The sequence below is a fragment of the Paenirhodobacter enshiensis genome, assembly GCF_000740785.1.
GTDB lineage: Bacteria > Pseudomonadota > Alphaproteobacteria > Rhodobacterales > Rhodobacteraceae > Rhodobacter > Rhodobacter enshiensis.
This window is the reverse complement of sequence record NZ_JFZB01000010.1, coordinates 38,789-54,637: the sequence shown is the minus strand read 5'-3', so window position 1 is coordinate 54,637 and position 15,849 is coordinate 38,789. Positions and strand designations below refer to the sequence as shown.

At 67.2% G+C, this 15,849-nt stretch carries 12 protein-coding genes and 1 tRNA gene; 9 read left to right on the top strand and 4 right to left on the bottom strand.

The genetic code is table 11. The features are described 5' to 3' along the window. Positions 1 to 20 precede the first annotated feature (20 nt). Positions 21 to 905, top strand: coding sequence for an NAD(P)-dependent oxidoreductase (locus tag CG50_RS07840; protein WP_036636820.1), 885 nt, complete (start codon positions 21 to 23; stop codon positions 903 to 905). Positions 906 to 962: 57 nt separating this feature from the next. On the opposite strand, the gene CG50_RS07835 is transcribed toward CG50_RS07840, so the two are convergent. The 4 genes from CG50_RS07835 to hpxO all read right to left on the bottom strand — a co-directional run bounded on the left by CG50_RS07835 (position 963) and on the right by hpxO (position 5,935). Then, a complete protein-coding gene (locus tag CG50_RS07835) occupies positions 963 to 2,000 on the bottom strand; it encodes a zinc-dependent alcohol dehydrogenase family protein (protein ID WP_036636818.1) in 1,038 nt (345 codons plus the stop codon). Between the two features lie 128 nt (positions 2,001 to 2,128). Next, a complete protein-coding gene (locus CG50_RS07830) occupies positions 2,129 to 3,991 on the bottom strand; it encodes a sigma-54-dependent Fis family transcriptional regulator (protein ID WP_161785393.1) in 1,863 nt (620 codons plus the stop codon). 598 nt (positions 3,992 to 4,589) lie between these two features. Beyond that, a tRNA-Thr gene (locus CG50_RS07825) sits at positions 4,590 to 4,664 on the bottom strand. A gap of 113 nt (positions 4,665 to 4,777) precedes the next feature. Then, positions 4,778 to 5,935 carry an FAD-dependent urate hydroxylase HpxO gene (gene hpxO / locus CG50_RS07820; protein ID WP_036636816.1) on the bottom strand — a complete coding sequence of 386 codons (1,158 nt, stop codon included), beginning with the start codon at positions 5,933 to 5,935 and terminating at the stop codon, positions 4,778 to 4,780. A gap of 211 nt (positions 5,936 to 6,146) precedes the next feature. On the opposite strand from hpxO, the gene CG50_RS07815 reads away from it, so the two are divergent. The 8 genes from CG50_RS07815 to CG50_RS07780 all read left to right on the top strand — a co-directional run bounded on the left by CG50_RS07815 (position 6,147) and on the right by CG50_RS07780 (position 15,513). Next, positions 6,147 to 7,211 carry a lipoyl protein ligase domain-containing protein gene (locus tag CG50_RS07815; protein ID WP_036636813.1) on the top strand — a complete coding sequence of 355 codons (1,065 nt, stop codon included), beginning with the start codon at positions 6,147 to 6,149 and terminating at the stop codon, positions 7,209 to 7,211. A 222-nt stretch (positions 7,212 to 7,433) separates the two neighbouring features. Then, complete coding sequence (gene mprF, locus CG50_RS07810; RefSeq protein ID WP_036636811.1) at positions 7,434 to 10,031, top strand: bifunctional lysylphosphatidylglycerol flippase/synthetase MprF; 2,598 nt, start codon at positions 7,434 to 7,436, stop codon at positions 10,029 to 10,031. Further along, on the top strand, positions 10,028 to 11,545 hold the full coding sequence (locus CG50_RS07805) for an AcvB/VirJ family lysyl-phosphatidylglycerol hydrolase (RefSeq protein WP_152559466.1): 1,518 nt from the start codon (positions 10,028 to 10,030) through the stop codon (positions 11,543 to 11,545). The genes mprF and CG50_RS07805 overlap by 4 nt, the downstream gene beginning before the upstream one ends. Before the next feature lie 198 nt (positions 11,546 to 11,743). Continuing rightward, the gene (locus tag CG50_RS07800; protein WP_051909710.1) at positions 11,744 to 12,748 is read left to right on the top strand and encodes a class 1 fructose-bisphosphatase; all 1,005 of its coding nucleotides are present in this window, start codon (positions 11,744 to 11,746) and stop codon (positions 12,746 to 12,748) included. Between the two features lie 2 nt (positions 12,749 to 12,750). After that, the gene (rpe, locus tag CG50_RS07795) at positions 12,751 to 13,440 is read left to right on the top strand and encodes a ribulose-phosphate 3-epimerase (RefSeq protein WP_036636809.1); all 690 of its coding nucleotides are present in this window, start codon (positions 12,751 to 12,753) and stop codon (positions 13,438 to 13,440) included. Continuing rightward, complete coding sequence (gene gph, locus CG50_RS07790; RefSeq protein ID WP_036636807.1) at positions 13,441 to 14,112, top strand: phosphoglycolate phosphatase; 672 nt, start codon at positions 13,441 to 13,443, stop codon at positions 14,110 to 14,112. Between the two features lie 79 nt (positions 14,113 to 14,191). Further along, the gene (locus CG50_RS07785; RefSeq protein WP_036636806.1) at positions 14,192 to 14,629 is read left to right on the top strand and encodes a TIGR01244 family sulfur transferase; all 438 of its coding nucleotides are present in this window, start codon (positions 14,192 to 14,194) and stop codon (positions 14,627 to 14,629) included. 92 nt (positions 14,630 to 14,721) lie between these two features. Beyond that, positions 14,722 to 15,513, top strand: coding sequence for a helix-turn-helix transcriptional regulator (locus CG50_RS07780; protein ID WP_051909709.1), 792 nt, complete (start codon positions 14,722 to 14,724; stop codon positions 15,511 to 15,513). Positions 15,514 to 15,849: the final 336 nt, after the last annotated feature.

Here is a 15,849-nt window from a genome sequence, read left to right as displayed (position 1 = left end):
GCGCCATCAGGAGAACGTGCATGGCGAAGGTGGCTTTTCTGGGATTGGGCGTGATGGGGTTTCCGATGGCGGGCCATCTGGCGGGGGCGGGCCATGCGGTGACGGTCTACAACCGCAACCCGGCGAAGGCCGCCGCCTGGGTCGGGAAATTCGGCCCCCGGTTCGGCGCGACCAGCGCCCCCACCCCCGCCGAAGCCGCTGCGGGATGCGATTTCGTGATGGCCTGCGTCGGCAATGACGACGATCTGCGCGCCGTCTGCACCGGCCCCGGCGGCGCCTTTTCCGGCATGGCACCGGGCGCGGTCTTCGTCGATCACACCACCGTCTCGGCCCGGGTCTCGCGCGAGCTGGCCGGTGTGGCCGCGGCGCAGGGGCTCGGCTATGTCGACGCACCGGTCTCGGGCGGTCAGGCCGGGGCGGAGAGCGGCGCGCTCAGCGTGATGTGCGGCGGCTCCGAAGCCGATTACGCCCGCGCCGAGCCGGTGATCGCCGCCTATGCCAAGGCCTGCCGTCGGATGGGCGATGTCGGCGCCGGCCAGCTGACCAAGATGTGCAACCAGATCGCCATCGCCGGCGTGGTTCAGGGGCTGGCCGAGTCGCTGCATTTCGCCGAGAAGGCCGGGCTCGCGATTCCCGAGGTCGTGGCCGCGATCAGCCAGGGCGCGGCGGGCTCGTGGCAGATGTCGAACCGTGCCGGGACGATGGCGGAGGGGAAATACGATTTCGGCTTCGCGGTCGACTGGATGCGCAAGGATCTGGGGATCTGTCTGGCAACGGCCGACGACACCGGCGCGAGCCTGCCGCTGACCGCGCTGGTCGATCAGTTCTACAAGGAAGTCCAGGCGATGGGCGGGCACCGCTGGGATACCTCGGCGCTGATCGCGCGGTTGCGCAAGCTGGGCTGAGGGGAAGGGATACCCCGGCCGAGATCCGGCCGGGGCTGTTGTGTGCGGGTGCCGGGCTCAGGCGCTCAGGATCACTTTCATCGCCTTCTCGCGCGCGGCGTTGCCGAACACCTCATAGGCGGCAAGCATCTCGTTCAGCCCGAAGCGGTGGGTGACCAGCTTCGAGGGGTCGACCTTGCCGGTGCCCAGAGTTTTCAGCAGCATCGGCGTGGTATTGGTATTCACCAGCCCCATCGAAATGTTGATGTTCTTGATCCAGAGCTCTTCGATATGCAGCTCCACCGGCTTGCCGTGCACGCCGACATTGGCGATGCTGCCGCCGGCCGAGACGATCTTCTGGCAGGTATCGAAGGTCGCGGGCACGCCCACCGCCTCGATCGCCACATCGACGCCGAGGCCGCCGGTCATCTCCATGACCTTCGCCACGACATCCTCGGAGCCGACCTGAATCGTGTCGGTCGCGCCGAACTGCCGGGCCAGCGCGAGGCGCGCCGGGTCCATGTCGATCATCACGATGCGCGCGGGCGAATAGAACTGCGCGGTCAGCAGCACCGACATGCCCACCGGTCCCGCGCCCACGATCGCCACGGTGTCGCCCGGCTTGACACGGCCGTATTGCACCCCGATCTCGAAGCCGGTCGGCATGATGTCCGACAGCATCACCAGCGCCTCTTCATCGGCGCCCTCCGGGATCGGGTAGAGCGAGTTGTCGCCATGCGGGATGCGCACGTATTCGGCCTGCGTGCCGTCGATCAGATGGCCGAGGATCCAGCCGCCATCGTCGCAATGCGAGTAGAGCCCGCGCTTGCAGTTGGCGCATTTGCCGCAGGAGGTGACGCAGGAGATCAGCACCGCGTCGCCGGGCTTGAAGTTGGCAACTGCAGCGCCGACCTCTTCGACGATGCCCACGCCTTCGTGACCGAGCGTGCGCCCCGGGGTCACCGCCGGAACGTCGCCCTTGAGGATATGCAGATCGGTGCCGCAGATCGTGGTCTTGGTGATTTTCACGATCACGTCGGTGGGTTTCAGGATCGTCGGCTTGTCCTTCTCGATCCAGTCTTTCTGACCCGGACCTTGGTAAACCAGAGCTTTCATCGGAGCCTCCTCACTCGATTGAGACATGCAGTGTCGAACCACAGGATAGGGGCGGTCGGGGGCACTCGGGAAGGGCCGCGGCAGGGCGAAACCGTCCGATTTTCGGACAGCTCCCGCCCGTGCGCGGATCAGCGCCGCAGCCCATACTGACCGAGTTTCAGATACAGCGTCGAGCGCGCGATCCCGAGGGCGCGCGCCGCCCGGCTGAGATTTCCCTGCGCCTCCGCGACCGCCGCCAGAACCGCGGCTTTCTCATGCTCGTGCAGGCGGCTGCTGCCCGGCGCGGCAGCGGCACAGATCCGGGCGGGCAGGTCGGGCAGCTCGACGAGGCGGGCGGGGCCATCTGTCGTCTCCGGGGGCACCGCATCGAGCGCGCGGACCAGATCGCGCATTTCCCACAGATTTCCGGGCCAGTCATGCGCACAGAGCGCGCGCAGCGCCGCGGCGGAAAACCGCAGCGGTCTGGCCGGAGGTGGGGCGATCTGCCGGGCGAAGTGCCCCAGCAGCGCACCGATCTCGCCGCGTCGTTCGGCCAGACCGGGCAGACGGATCACCGCTCCCGCGCAACGCAGCTGCAATTCGCGCAGCAGCCGGCCCTGAGCTACGGCCTCGGCCAGCGGCACGGTGCTGAGCGCGATCAGCCGCACCGGCACGCTGCCGCCACGGGTCAGCCGCTCGAGCAGCTGAGCGAGCATCGGCTGGGCCTCCGCCGGGGTGCGGGCGGGCTCGGACAGGCACAGGGTTCCGCCCCGGTTCAGCAGGTGCAGCCCCTCCGGCGCGTCGCCGGCCGTGCCGTTCAATGCCTGGCGCAGCGTGTCGGAGTCCAGCGTGGCGCAATCGAGACGCACGAACGGGCGCAGCGCGCCGCTGACCCCGGCATGAAGCGCGCGGGCGAGGGTGGTCTTGCCGGTGCCCGCCGCGCCCTCCAGACACAGCGCGATCCCCCGGTCATGGAATTTCCGCGCCGTGGCGCACAATGGTGCCAGAACCGGGCTGGCCGCAGCGATCTGCCCGAGGGAAAGCGTTTCGTCTTCGGATTTTTGACCTTTTGACACGGCGGCTGTCAGAGCCGGGGCGGCCGGTCGTCTGTCGGTTTGCCTGACGGTCGCACCGGCGGCGGGCAGGGTCAGCACCAGCCCCGCCGGCTCTCCGGTCGCCGAGGTCAGCAGGTCGACATCGGCCCCGGGCAAAGCTGCCCGCAGACGTCCGGCCAGCACATCGCTGCGGCCGTCGCGCTGCTCGGCAAGCCGTGTCAGAGCGTCCTCTGACAGCTTCGAAGCCTGAAGGGTCCCCGCAAGCCCGGGGCTCGCCCAGACCCGATGGCCGAAACGGTCAAGCAGAACGCGCGCATCCTGTGCAGCGCAGGCCGGCAGGGACAGCGCCAGCTCGATCAGGGTCCGGTGCCGGTTGTGATCGGCCTCGCGCAATGTCGCCTCGATCTGCCAGCCCAAAGTCGTCGCCAGAGCGCCGGCCCCGCCGAAGGCCGCTCCGGGACGGCCCGAAATATCGACGACCCCGAGAAGCGCGCCGTCGGCCGGATCGCGCAATGGCACGGCCGCACAGGCCCAGTGCCGGATCGCCGGGCAGAAATGCTCATCCTGCAAGATGGTGACCGGCTGGCGCAGATGCAAAGCTGTCCCGATCGCATTGGTTCCAATGGAATTTTCATTCCAGCAACCGCCGGGCTGAAGATTGTTGCGCTCAGCCCGGCGCAGGACCGGAGCGGCGCCACCAGCCTCGATGACCACGCCCTCGGGATCGCAGATCAGAACCATGGCATCGCCGCCGTCGAACAGGCCGGCGGCGCGCTGCATCATGGCGCGCGCGGCGTGACGCAACCGGCCGGCACGATCAAGCGCCAGACTGAAGGCCTCGCGGCTGAGCTCCGGGGCCTGGGTGCGCAGATCGAGCCCGCCGGACGCCTGCGAGCGCAGCCACGACTGGCGCAGCATCTCCGGCCGGAAGCCGGAAGACTGGACATGGGAACCCAAGGCTGAACATCCGCACATGGGGGGTCTCCGCCGCTGAGGGATCGCGCTGCCGCCGGTCCGTCCGGCGCCGGTGCAGTGTTCCGGACAGGACCGGGATCTGTCAAGCCGAAGGCTGGCATCAGCCGGTTCGCCAGTGTGAGTTTGGGCGAACACCGGGCCTCGGGTCCGGAATATTATGACGATCCGGTAAAGGTGGCGCTCGGTTTGGTTACATAATACGCATTAACGGATAATCGTGGCAACCATCTGACTGGTGTCAGGAGACTGATAAAGTTGCCAGTCCAGGCCAGGAAGTTGCCATCGGAAGCACGATAATCCGCCATCGCGCTGCAAGCCCTGGTTTTCGCTTGATCTGCATTTCGGGCTGCCGCCGATCCTGCTCGGTGGAACGCGCGCGCCGGTCGCGACATTCGGCGATCTCTTTCGCCACTTGTCATTCAGTTTTCGGATCGTCGCCATCTTTACGCATGCGGCGAAATTCATGCGTAAACAGATGCGCATTTCTGACCGATACGCACGCGCGAAAGCCCCCAACGGGTGACACAAGTATTTGTATTTACGGGAATACACGCCAGCCGCAGACAGGGCTTTTCAAAGCTGGTGCCGGCGGAGGGATTTGAACCCCCGACCCTCGACTTACAAGATCGCCGCTCTACCACTGAGCTACGCCGGCAAGAGCCCCGCGAACGGGGCCTTCGTCTCGATACAGGGCACGGGGCAGCGGCGCAAGCCTCCGGAAGACCCGGGCACCCTGCCCCCCCGCACCCCCGGCCCCGGGACTCCGGCTCAGTCGAGGACATTGCCCTCGATCGAGGACAAAATGCCGTGCATGATGCGGCTGCCGTCCTCGTGGCGCAGTTCGTCATACCAGGCGGCGGTCGCGGCCGGATCGAGGGCGTGGGTAACCTCGCAACGCCGGCGCGCCTTCAGAACCAGACCCGCCGCACGCGTCGTGCGCTTCTTCTCGTAGCGTTTCAGCGCGTCCTCGATACCGAGGGTGTTGGTCTGCAAAGCAATCGCCAGCGCCACCGAATCCTCGAACGCCGCGCAGCCGCCCTGCCCGATGTCGGGCGTGGTGTTATGCGCCGCATCGCCCAGAAGCGCCACCCGGCCGCGGGTCCAGGTATGGAACGGCTCGATATCGAAGATCTCGACGCGGTTGGTGCGCTCGGGCTCGATCAGGTCAATCAGCCGCTGCACCGGATCGGCCCAGCCGGCGAAGGCCGCGCGCAGGGTCTCGCGCGTCGCGGCACGGTCGGCCGCAAGGCCCTCGGGCAGCGGCACGTCGAAGAAGAAGTAGAACCGCCCCCCCGCGACCGGCATCATCGAGACGCGCTTGCCTTCGCCCACGAAGGTCGTCCATTGCCGCGCGGGCGCAATGCTTTCGTCGATCGCGACGAGGCCGTTCCAGTTGACGTAACCCGCGTAACGGCGTGTGCTCTCGTGGCCGAGGACATAGGGGCGCACCACCGAATGCGCGCCATCCGCCCCGATCAGCAGATCGGCGGTGTCGCTCGATCCGTCCTCGAAATGCGCGGTGACCGTGGTGCCGTCATCCTCGAGCCCGACCAGCTTCGCGCCCAGGGTGACATCCTCGCGGCCGAACTCGACCATCAGCATGTCCTGAAGCTCGGCGCGGGCGACCGGATAGGGGCGCTGACCGGCCTGTTTCACCAGCGGGTCGAGCGAGAACTGACACATCGTCTCGCCGCTCAGCCCGTCGATATAGGCCATGTCCTCCATCATCCCGCCAAGCGCCGCCACCTGCCGTTCGAGGCCGAGATAGTTAAGGCATTTCACCCCGTTCGACCACACCGAGATCGCCGCGCCGACCGGGCGGATCTCGCGCACCTTCTCATAGACCCTGACCTCCCAGCCGATGCGCCTGAGCGCGATCCCCGCGCTCAGACCGCCCATGCCGGCACCGATGATGATGGCTTTCATGCCGCTTCCCCCGTCTGTCGTTCTTTTGGTTGCGCCGCGCTCCGGCCTGTGCGCGAAGCCGTGGCGATATCTGCACCTTCCGCCCAAGCCCGCTCAAAGTCCAGCCTGCCCGGCCCGACCGGCCATCATGCCGCGGGCTCCCCGCTCAAAGCTGTTGCCGCGCGCCCGCGGCACGGCTAGCACTCGCATCGAAGGACAGCGGAGGCGGGCGATGCACGGCGAATACAAGGTCCACGGTGGCAAGCTGGTGGTGGCGGATCTGGAGGTCCGCGACGGGCGACTGAGCGATGTGCGGATCTCGGGCGATTTCTTTCTCGAACCGCCCGAAGCGCTCGACGATCTGCGGGCCGCGCTGGAGGGGATGGACGCCGCGCTCGCGACCGCGCCCACCGGGGCCGAGGCGATGGTCGGCGCGATGCGCACCGCCCTGCGCCCCGGGGCGGCGCTGATCGGCTTCGGCGTCGAATCCGTCGCCATCGCGGTGCGCCGCGCGCTTGGCGTGGCGAAGGGCTGGCGCGATTTCGAATGGGAGATCCTGCCCGGCACTCCCGTCGCGCCGGCGATGCACCTCGCACTCGATGACGTTCTGGCGCGCGAGGTGGCCGCCGGCCTGCGCGCGCCGACGCTGCGGTTCTGGGAATGGGAGCGCCCGGCGATCATCATCGGCAATTTCCAGTCGCTGAAGAACGAGGTCGACATGGAAGCGGCGGAGCGCCTCGGCGTGACCGTGGTGCGCCGCGTCACCGGGGGCGGGGCGATGTTCGTCGAACCGGGCACGGCGATCACCTATTCGCTCTATGCCCCGGCCGAACTGGTCGACGGGCAGAGCTTTGCCGAATCCTACGCCTTCCTCGATGCCTGGGTGCTCAAGGCGCTGAACGCGATGGGGGTGGATGCGGTTTACAAGCCGCTCAACGACATCGCCAGTTCCAAAGGCAAGATCGGCGGAGCGGCACAGAAGCGCTACATGGGCGGCACGGTGCTGCATCACGTCACCATGGCCTATGACATGGATGCCGAAAAGATGACCCAGGTGTTGCGAATCGGGCGCGAGAAGATTTCGGACAAGGGCATCGCGAGCGCGGCAAAACGCGTCGATCCGGTGCGCAGCCAGACCGGCCTCGACCGGGCCGAGGTGATCCGGCGCATGACCGACACTTTCATCGACCTGCATGGCGGACGGATCGGAGCGCTGAGTGCAGACGAGATCGCCGCCGCCGAAACCCTTGCCGCGGGCAAGTTCTCGGACCCTGAATGGCTGCATCACGTGCCCTGACCGCCCTGCCCCGAACGCCCTGCACCGCCGGCCGCGGCCGCGACGCCCGGGGCCGGCGACAGGACTTGGGTAACCACCCGCCGCCTCAGCCCCTTGTCAGATCACGAACTGTCGTGTGAAGATGATGCAGTCGTGATTTGCCGTTTCCGGCCACCTCGCACAATGTCGCGCCAACCTCGTCGTGTCGCGGCGTTTTCCCCGTCCTCCTCTCTGCGAATTCCCATGAAAATCGTTTCCGAGACGGCAAGCTTCTGGCTGCGGCGCAACCGTAATACCCTTCTTGCGGTGCTGTCGTCGCTGGCCTTCGTGGCCGTGGCGATGGCGCTGACACGGATCACCCGCAACGTGCGCTATGACGACGTGCTGGCGGCCCTTTCCGCCACCCGCTGGCCAGATCTTCTGCTGGCGATCGCCTTCACCGCGATCAGCTTCGTGTTCCTGGTGCGCTACGATCTGAATGCGCTCGATCACATCGGGCACCGGCTGCCGCTCGGCCCGGTGGCGGCGGTGTCGTTCAGCGCCTATGCGGTCGGCAATACCGCCGGGTTCGGCGCGCTGTCGGGCGGCGCGATCCGGTTTCGCGGCTATGGCCGGCTCGGCCTCAGCGGCGAGGAAACTGCCCATGTCGTCGCCTTCATCACCATCGCCTTCGGCGTGGGATTGTCCGCACTGAGCGGGATCTCGCTGCTGTTCTTCGCCGATCAGGTGGCGGGTTTCACCGGCTATCACGCGAAGACGCTGCGCATCGGGGCGGTGGCGGTGCTGCTGGCGGTGCTGGCGGGGGTGCTGCTGGCCTGGCGCACGCGCGAACATCTCGAATCGGTCGAGGCCGGCGGCGCGATCGCCGCGAAGCTGCCGAGTCTGCGCGAGATTGCCATGCAGTTCCTGGTCACCGCGGGCGATGTGGCCGCGGCGGCAAGCGTGCTCTACGTGCTGCTGCCGCCCGACATCGGCATCGGCTGGCCGGCCTTCGCGACGCTCTACTGCATCGCCATCGGGCTCGGGGTGCTCAGCCACGTGCCGGCGGGCCTCGGCGTGTTCGAGGCGGTGATCCTCGGCGGGCTCGGCCCGACCGCACCGACCGATGCGGTGATCGGCTCGCTGGTGCTCTACCGGCTGATTTATCACGTGCTGCCCCTGCTGCTGGCGGTGCTGGCGCTCGCCGCGACGGAACTTCTCGAATACCGCGACACGGTGGCCGAAATCTGGACCCGGCCGCTTTCCGCCGCGGTCATCCCGCCGCTCCTGGCGATGCTGGCGCTGCTGTGCGGGGTGATGCTGGTGTTCTCGTCGGTGCTGCCGACGCCGCAAAGCAATCTCGACTGGCTGGCGGCGAACACCTTCGTGCCGATCCAGCTGCTGGAGGCGGCGCATTTCCTGTCCTCGATTCTCGGTCTGTTGCTTATCGTGGTGGCGCGCGGGCTGGTGAACCGGCTTGACGGTGCGTTCTGGGCCGGGCTGATCATCGCTGCGCTGGCGATGGTGCTGGCGATCCCGAAGGCCTTCGCCGCCTGGGAGGCCGCGGTGCTCGGCGTGCTGATCCTCGGGCTCGTTCTGAACCGGCGCAGCTTCTCGCGGCCGGCCTCATTGCTCGCCGAGCCGCTGACCACGGTCTGGATCGGAGCCATCGCGGTGATCCTGATCGCGGCGGTGACGATCCTGTTCTTCGTCTATCGCGATGTCGATTACAGCCGTGCGCTGTGGTGGCAGTTCGAGTTCTCGGACGAGGCGCCGCGCGGATTGCGCGCGATGCTGGGCGTGACGCTGGTCGCGGCGCTGATCGCCTTCGCCAGCCTGCTGCGCCCTGCCCGCGCCCACCCCGAGATCGCCACCGCCGAAGAGATCGCCCGCGCCATCGAGATCGCCCGCACCCAGGACGACAGCGCCGCGAATCTGGTGCGGATGGGCGACAAGAGCATCATGTTCTCCGAGGACGGGCGCGCCTTCCTGATGTATGGCGTTCAGGGTCGGTCCTGGATCAGCCTGTTCGGCCCGATCGGCGCTCCTGACGCGAAGCCGGAGCTGATCTGGCGCTTCGTCGAGGCCGCGCGCGCCGCTGGCGGGCGCGCGGCTTTCTATCAGGTCACCCCGGATCTGTTGCCGGCCTTCGCCGACGTCGGACTGCGGGCGCTGAAGCTCGGCGAGATGGCGCGCATTGATCTGAGCGCGATGGACCTGCAAACCAGCCGCTGGGGCGAGCCGCGCCGCGCACTGAACAAGGGCCTGCGCGAAGGGATGCGCCTCGAGGTGCTGGAGCCCGAGGCAGTGCCTGCGGTTCTCGACGCGTTGCAGGCGATCTCGGACACCTGGCTCGCACACCACGAAGTGCGCGAGAAGGGCTTCGCGCTTGGCCGGTTCGAGCGCGATTTCGTCGCCTCGCAGCCGGTCGCGGTGCTGCGCGCAAACGAGCGCATCGTCGCCTTCGCAACGCTGATGGTCACCGACACGCGCGAGGAAGCGACGGTCGATCTGATGCGCTTTGCCGACGATGCCCCGAAGGGCGCGATGGACTTTCTGTTCGTCAGCCTGTTCGTCGCGATGAAAGAGGCGGGCTATCGTCACTTCAACCTGGGGATGGCGCCCTTGTCGGGCTTTGCCACCCATGCCTCGGCGCCGGTGTGGAACCATGTCGGCCAGGCGATCTTCACCCATGGCGAGCGGTTCTACAACTTCAAGGGACTGCGTGCCTTCAAGGCCAAGTATAACCCCGACTGGGAGCCGCGCTACCTGGTCGTGGGCGGACAGATGTCACCCGTCTCCGCGCTCGTGGATGTCACGTTGCTCATCGGGGGCGGCCTCAAGGGAGTCGTCGGAAAATGAAATCCTCAGCCCTGGCCCTGCTTTGCGCATTGGTGCCGGCCCTGCCCGCGCTGGCGCAGGGCACACCCGAGCAAACGGCAGCGCCGGCCCAGGCCGCGGCTCCCGCCGGGAACAGCGCCACGGCAACCGGCGATCAGCCGGCAGCCGGGCAACCCGCCGCCGATCAGACCGGCGCGGCCGACGACGCCGATACCGTCGCCGCAACCGACCGGCCGCCGGCGAACTTCGATTCCGGCACCATCGTCGCGCCGCGGGTCTATCAGCCCGACGGCCAGCCCTCGGATGTGGTGTTCCTGATCTCGGACATCGCGGGATGGAGCGCGACCGACGAGACCGAAGCGCAGGCGCTGCAAAAGCGCGGCGTCGCGGTGATCGGCCTCGATCTGCCGTCCTATCTCGCGGGGCTCGAAAAGCACCCTGACGACGATACCTGCGCCTATGCGATCTCGGACATCGAGGAACTGTCGAAGCGGCTTCAGGCCGACAGCAACGGCGAATACCGCACGCCCATCATCGCCGGCACCGGCGAGGGCGCGGCGCTCGCCTTCTCCTACGGCTCGCAGATGCCGGCCTCGACGGTCGCGGGCATCGTCGCGGTGAACCCGGCCAAGGGCATCGTGCTGAAGGCGCCGCTGTGCACCGACGCCGCCTATCACGCCGAGGGCGACCATACCGTTTACGACTTCGTCAAGGGCGACATGAACATCGACATCGACGCGGTCTTCGCCAAGGGCGCCGACCCGGCCGCGCTCGCCTATACGAAGGACATGGCCAAGGCCTTCCCTCGTGTCACCGTCGAAACCTCGACCGCGGATCCGGCGAAGGCGCTTTCGTCCGCGATCGACGCCGAGATCGCCCGTGTCTCGAAAGCCGAGACGGAACCCCTGAACCTGCCGCTGACCGTGCTGCCGGTCGACAAGCCCGCGCTCGACACGCTGGCGGTGATCTATTCGGGCGACGGCGGCTGGCGCGACATCGACCGCGAGATCGGCAAGGCGCTGGTGGCCGAGAACATCCCCGTCGTCGGCTTCGATTCGCTGCGCTATTTCTGGAACGAGCGTGACCCGCAGGACGTGGCCGACGATCTGGTCAAGGTGATGAAGCATTACCAGAAGGCCTGGGGCGTGCGTCACGTGCTGCTGATCGGCTATTCCTTCGGCGCCGACATCCTGCCTGCGACCTACAACCTGTTGCCCGAGGCGCAGAAATCCTCGGTCTCGCAGCTGACCCTGCTCGGGCTGACGCATGAGCGCGATTACGTGATCCACGTCGATGGCTGGCTCGGCATGTCGAGCGGCAGCAAGAACGATCCGACCGATGACCTCGCCCAGATTCAGCCCACGCTGGTGCAGTGCCTTTACGGCGAGGGCGACGACGACGATGCCTGTCACAGCCTGCCGGCCGAAAAGGGCTATGAGCTGATCAAACTGGAAGGCGGTCACCATTTCGACGGCAATTATGCCGATCTGACGCGGCTGATTACCAAGGGGTTGCGCACCCGTCTGGGCAAGTAAGCCCGCCTTGCGAAACCGACAGGGGCCTGTCGCCGGGGGATCCGGCGGCAGGCCCTTGCCATATCGGGCCGTCCCCCCCGGCAAAGCATTGCGCCCCTGCCCCAAAAGACGCTATCAGCAGGGCGAAACACACCCGAGCGGCCCGACCCGCCGCCCGCGCCCGATCTGCCCGGCTTGGCCGGATTTGGAGGAACTGACATGGCTCTCGAACTCGACGGACTGTCGCTGACGCCCGAACTTGCCGATGTGATGCAGCGGCTGGCGAAGGTCGCGGCTGAGCTTCAGCACCGCATCGCGCGCAACGGCATCGACGGCGATCTGTCGGCCTCGCGCGGCGTGAACGCGGGCGGCGACGGGCAGAAGGCGCTCGACGTCATCGCCGACGAGGCCTATGCGGCCGAGCTGCGCGGCTCTGCCGTCGCCTTCTTCGCCTCGGAGGAAGAGGACGATTTCGCCACCTTCGGCCCGGTCGGCCCGAACAGCCTGGCGCTGGCGATGGACCCGCTCGACGGCTCGTCGAACATCGACGTCAACGCCTCCATCGGCACGATCTTCGCGATCTTCCCGGCCGCCGAGACGGCCGAGAAGAGCTTCCTGCGCAAGGGCTCTGACATCCTCGCCGGCGGCGTGGTGGTGTTCGGGCCGCAGTGCACGATGATCGTCACTTTCGGCGACGGCGTGTATCAGTTCACCCTCGACCCCGACAGCCGCGACTTCAAGGCGCTCGGCAAGATGAAGCCGCTGCCCGAGACGGTGAAGGAATTCGCCGTCAACGCCTCGAACGCGCGGCACTGGGACGAGGCCATCGCCGCCTATATCGCCGATCTGCAGGCCGGCGAGACCGGCCCGCGCGGGCGCAACTTCAACATGCGTTGGGTCGCGGCGCTGGCCGCCGATGCCGAGCGCATCCTGAAGCGCGGCGGCGTGTTCCTGTATCCGGGCGACCGGCGCAAGGGCTATGAGAAGGGCCGCCTGCGCTACCTCTACGAATGCGCCCCCATCGCCTTCATGATCGAGCAGTCGGGTGGTGCGGCCACCGACGGCGTGACCCGCATCCTCGATCTGACGCCCGAGGCGCTGCACGTCCACACCCCCTTCGTCTTCGGCGCCGCCCACGAAGTCGCCCGCATCGCAGCCTACCACAAGGACGCGAAGGCCGCCGGCGCCGCAGCTGACGACGCCTTCAAGGGGCCGAAGGCATGAGCATGACCTTCGACCGCCGCGTGAAGATCGCGCCCTCGATCCTCTCGGCCGATTTCGCCGACTTCGGTCGCGAGATCGAGGCGATCGAGGCGCAGGGCGCCGACTGGGTGCATGTCGACGTGATGGACGGGCATTTCGTGCCCAACCTGACCTTCGGGCCGCAGATGTGCCGTGCGATCCGTCCGCATGTGCGAACGGTCATGGACGTGCATCTGATGATCGCCCCGGTCGATCCCTATATCGACGCTTTCGCCGAGGCGGGGGCCGATGTGATCTCGGCCCATCTCGAAGCCGGTCCGCATATCCACCGCACGCTGCAGGCGATCCGCGGCGCGGGCTGCAAGGCGGGTCTGGCGATCAATCCGGGCACCGGGCTCGACGGGGTGGAATACCTGCTCGACATGATCGACCTCGTCTGCGTGATGACGGTCAACCCGGGCTTCGGCGGGCAGAAGTTCATCGAAAGCCAGGTCGCCAAGGTCAAGGCGCTGCGCGCGATGATCGGCGACCGCCCGATCCATATCGAGATCGACGGCGGCATGACGCCCGAGACCGCACCGCTGATGGCGGCGGCCGGGGCGGATGTGTTCGTCGCGGGGTCTGCGGTGTTCCGCGGCGGTTCGGTCGCGAAGCCCGAGGTCTATGGCGAGAACATCCGCGCCATCCGCGCCGCGGCCGAGGCGGCGCTCTGAATGGCCCGGCCGGTCGCGCTGATCTTCGATCTGGACGGGACGCTCGTCGATTCCGCGCCTGACATCCACGCGACCTCGAACCTCGCTCTGGCGGCCATCGGGCTGCCGGAGCTGCCTTTCGAGACGGTGCGCGGCTTCATCGGCGGCGGCGTGCCGCATCTGATCGGCGCGCTGCTGAGTGCCGTGGGCGAAGACCCCGACGGCCCGAAGCGCCGGCCGATGAGCCGCGCCTTCAACGACGCCTACGCCCATGCCGTCGATCTGACCGTGCTGTTTCCGCATGTCGCCGAGGTTCTGGCCGCGCTTCATGCCCAGGGCCACCCGATGGCGATCTGCACCAACAAACCGGTGGAACCCGCACGCGCGGTGCTCGATCACTTCGGGCTCGACGCGATGTTTCCGGTGGTGGTCGGCGGCGACAGTCTTCCGGTGCGCAAGCCAGATCCCGCGCCGCTGGTCCATGCGCTTGACGCACTCGGCGGCGGGCCGGTGCTTTATGTCGGCGACAGCGAGACCGACGCCGCGACCGCCCGGGCAGCGCGCCTGCCCTTCGCCCTGTTCACCGAGGGCTATCGCAAGACCCCGGTCGCCGACCTGAGCCCCGAAGTGGCCTTTTCGGATTATCGCGAGCTTGCGGGGCTCGTCTCGGCGCTGACGCCCGGCGGCGCTTGAACATCGGCGCCGTCCGCGCGATGGTTCGCGCGATTGAATTCCACCCCCTCCGGGGCTGACCAGACTGAGAGGCAAAGCCATGGATATCCGCCAGATCACGCCGGAGCTTTCCGTCGCACCCCAGATCGAACCCGAAGAGGTCGCGCAGCTTGCCGCCCTCGGGTTCAGGGCGCTGATCGACAACCGCCCCGATGCAGAGGCCGGACCAGAGCGTGACAGTGCCGCGATGGCCGAAGCCGCGAAGGCCGCGGGTCTCGCCTTCCGCTACATTCCCTACGAGCCCGGTCTTCTGACCGACGACCTCGCCGATGCGTTCGGGGCAGCGCTCTCGGAACTCGACGGCCCGGTGCTGGCCTATTGCCGCTCCGGCACACGGTCGTCGCACCTCTGGGCGATGACCGAGGCGGGCCGCCGCCCGATCGACGAGATCGTTCAGATGGCCGCCCATGCGGGCTATGACCACAGCGGTTTGCTGCCTGCCCTGCAGGCGCGCGCGGCACAACGCCGTCAGGCCTGAAAAGGCCGGACCACGGCCTTGATAGAACGACGTTGCGACCCGATCTGAACCTGTATCATAGTTGATAGGTCGACCGACGATTTCAGGGGAAAATGCTGGAATATCTCGAACGCGTGCTGTCCAGCGACGACATCGACCAGATCTGGTCATGTCATTGCGAAACCATGCGCCATTACGGTTTCGACCGGCTGCTCTATGGGTTCGTGCCGTTTCGCACGCAGCTGCGCAAGTTCGACGAAAGCGATGCGCTGATTCTCAACAGCCACGACCCGCTCTATGTCGACCGGCTCGGAGAGCCGGACATCTTTGTCGCCAATCCGATTCTGCACTGGTTGGAGAGCCACGAGGGGCCGCTGCTGTGGTCGCAGCTGAACGAATGGGCCTCGGCGGGGCTGCTGTCGCAAAGCGGGCGGCGCGTGCTGGAGGTGAAACATCAGCTCGGCGCCACGGCGGGGCTGACCATCAGCTTCGGCGGCCTGTCAAAGCGGGCGCTGGCCTGGATCAGCCTGTGCGCGATGCCGGGGCTGAGCCAGGCCGATGTTGACCGGATCTGGGACCGAAACCGCCAGGAGCTGACGGTGCTCAATGCCGTCACGCATCTGAAGATCACCAGCCTGCCTTTCCCGTCCTCGGTCACGCAACTGACCGTGCGTCAGCGTGAGGTCCTGGAATGGGTCGCCGATGGCAAGACGATTGCCGATATCGCCGAGCTGATGGGCCTGACCACGGCCACGGTAGAAAAGCATCTGCGTCTAGCTCGCGAGACGATGCGCGTCGATACTACGGTTCAGGCTACGGTGAAGGCGCTGCTGCAAAAGCGGCTGTTCTATCCCGTCGTCCCCGTCAGGGCCGGCACGCCGTCCCGCCAGCCCCCCCGCGGCTGAACGGACGCGGATCGCGGAATGGAATGCGGGCAAAGGCCTGCCCTTCGCAAAAGGTAGGGAAATCCTTACTCGCCAAGCGCCGCCATCGCGATCATCATGATCAATGTTCCGTGAATGGTGGCTTTGGCCAGGAACAGGGGCGAAAGTCGAGGATTGGTCCGGCGGACGTCTCACTCCGGGGAACCGGTCCGGCCCGGGGGAGCTATTTCGCTCCCCGGGGCCGATCTTATTTCGCTCTGGCGCTGTCCGTCACATCTTGCCCGATGTTGTGGCACCGCGAGAATCCTCCACGCCCCACCCGGTCTCCGTGTTATCCGCCGATCCGAACCGGAACGA

Bases quoted from the DNA above. Each gene is read 5' to 3' on its own strand.
- CG50_RS07840 (WP_036636820.1), top strand. From the start codon at position 21: ATGGCGAAGGTGGCTTTTCTGGGATTGGGCGTGATGGGGTTTCCGATG.
- CG50_RS07835 (WP_036636818.1), bottom strand. From the start codon at position 2,000: ATGAAAGCTCTGGTTTACCAAGGTCCGGGTCAGAAAGACTGGATCGAG.
- hpxO (WP_036636816.1), bottom strand. From the start codon at position 5,935: ATGAAAGCCATCATCATCGGTGCCGGCATGGGCGGTCTGAGCGCGGGG.
- CG50_RS07815 (WP_036636813.1), top strand. From the start codon at position 6,147: ATGCACGGCGAATACAAGGTCCACGGTGGCAAGCTGGTGGTGGCGGAT.
- mprF (WP_036636811.1), top strand. From the start codon at position 7,434: ATGAAAATCGTTTCCGAGACGGCAAGCTTCTGGCTGCGGCGCAACCGT.
- CG50_RS07805 (WP_152559466.1), top strand. From the start codon at position 10,028: ATGAAATCCTCAGCCCTGGCCCTGCTTTGCGCATTGGTGCCGGCCCTG.
- CG50_RS07800 (WP_051909710.1), top strand. From the start codon at position 11,744: ATGGCTCTCGAACTCGACGGACTGTCGCTGACGCCCGAACTTGCCGAT.
- rpe (WP_036636809.1), top strand. From the start codon at position 12,751: ATGACCTTCGACCGCCGCGTGAAGATCGCGCCCTCGATCCTCTCGGCC.
- gph (WP_036636807.1), top strand. From the start codon at position 13,441: ATGGCCCGGCCGGTCGCGCTGATCTTCGATCTGGACGGGACGCTCGTC.
- CG50_RS07785 (WP_036636806.1), top strand. From the start codon at position 14,192: ATGGATATCCGCCAGATCACGCCGGAGCTTTCCGTCGCACCCCAGATC.
- CG50_RS07780 (WP_051909709.1), top strand. From the start codon at position 14,722: ATGCTGGAATATCTCGAACGCGTGCTGTCCAGCGACGACATCGACCAG.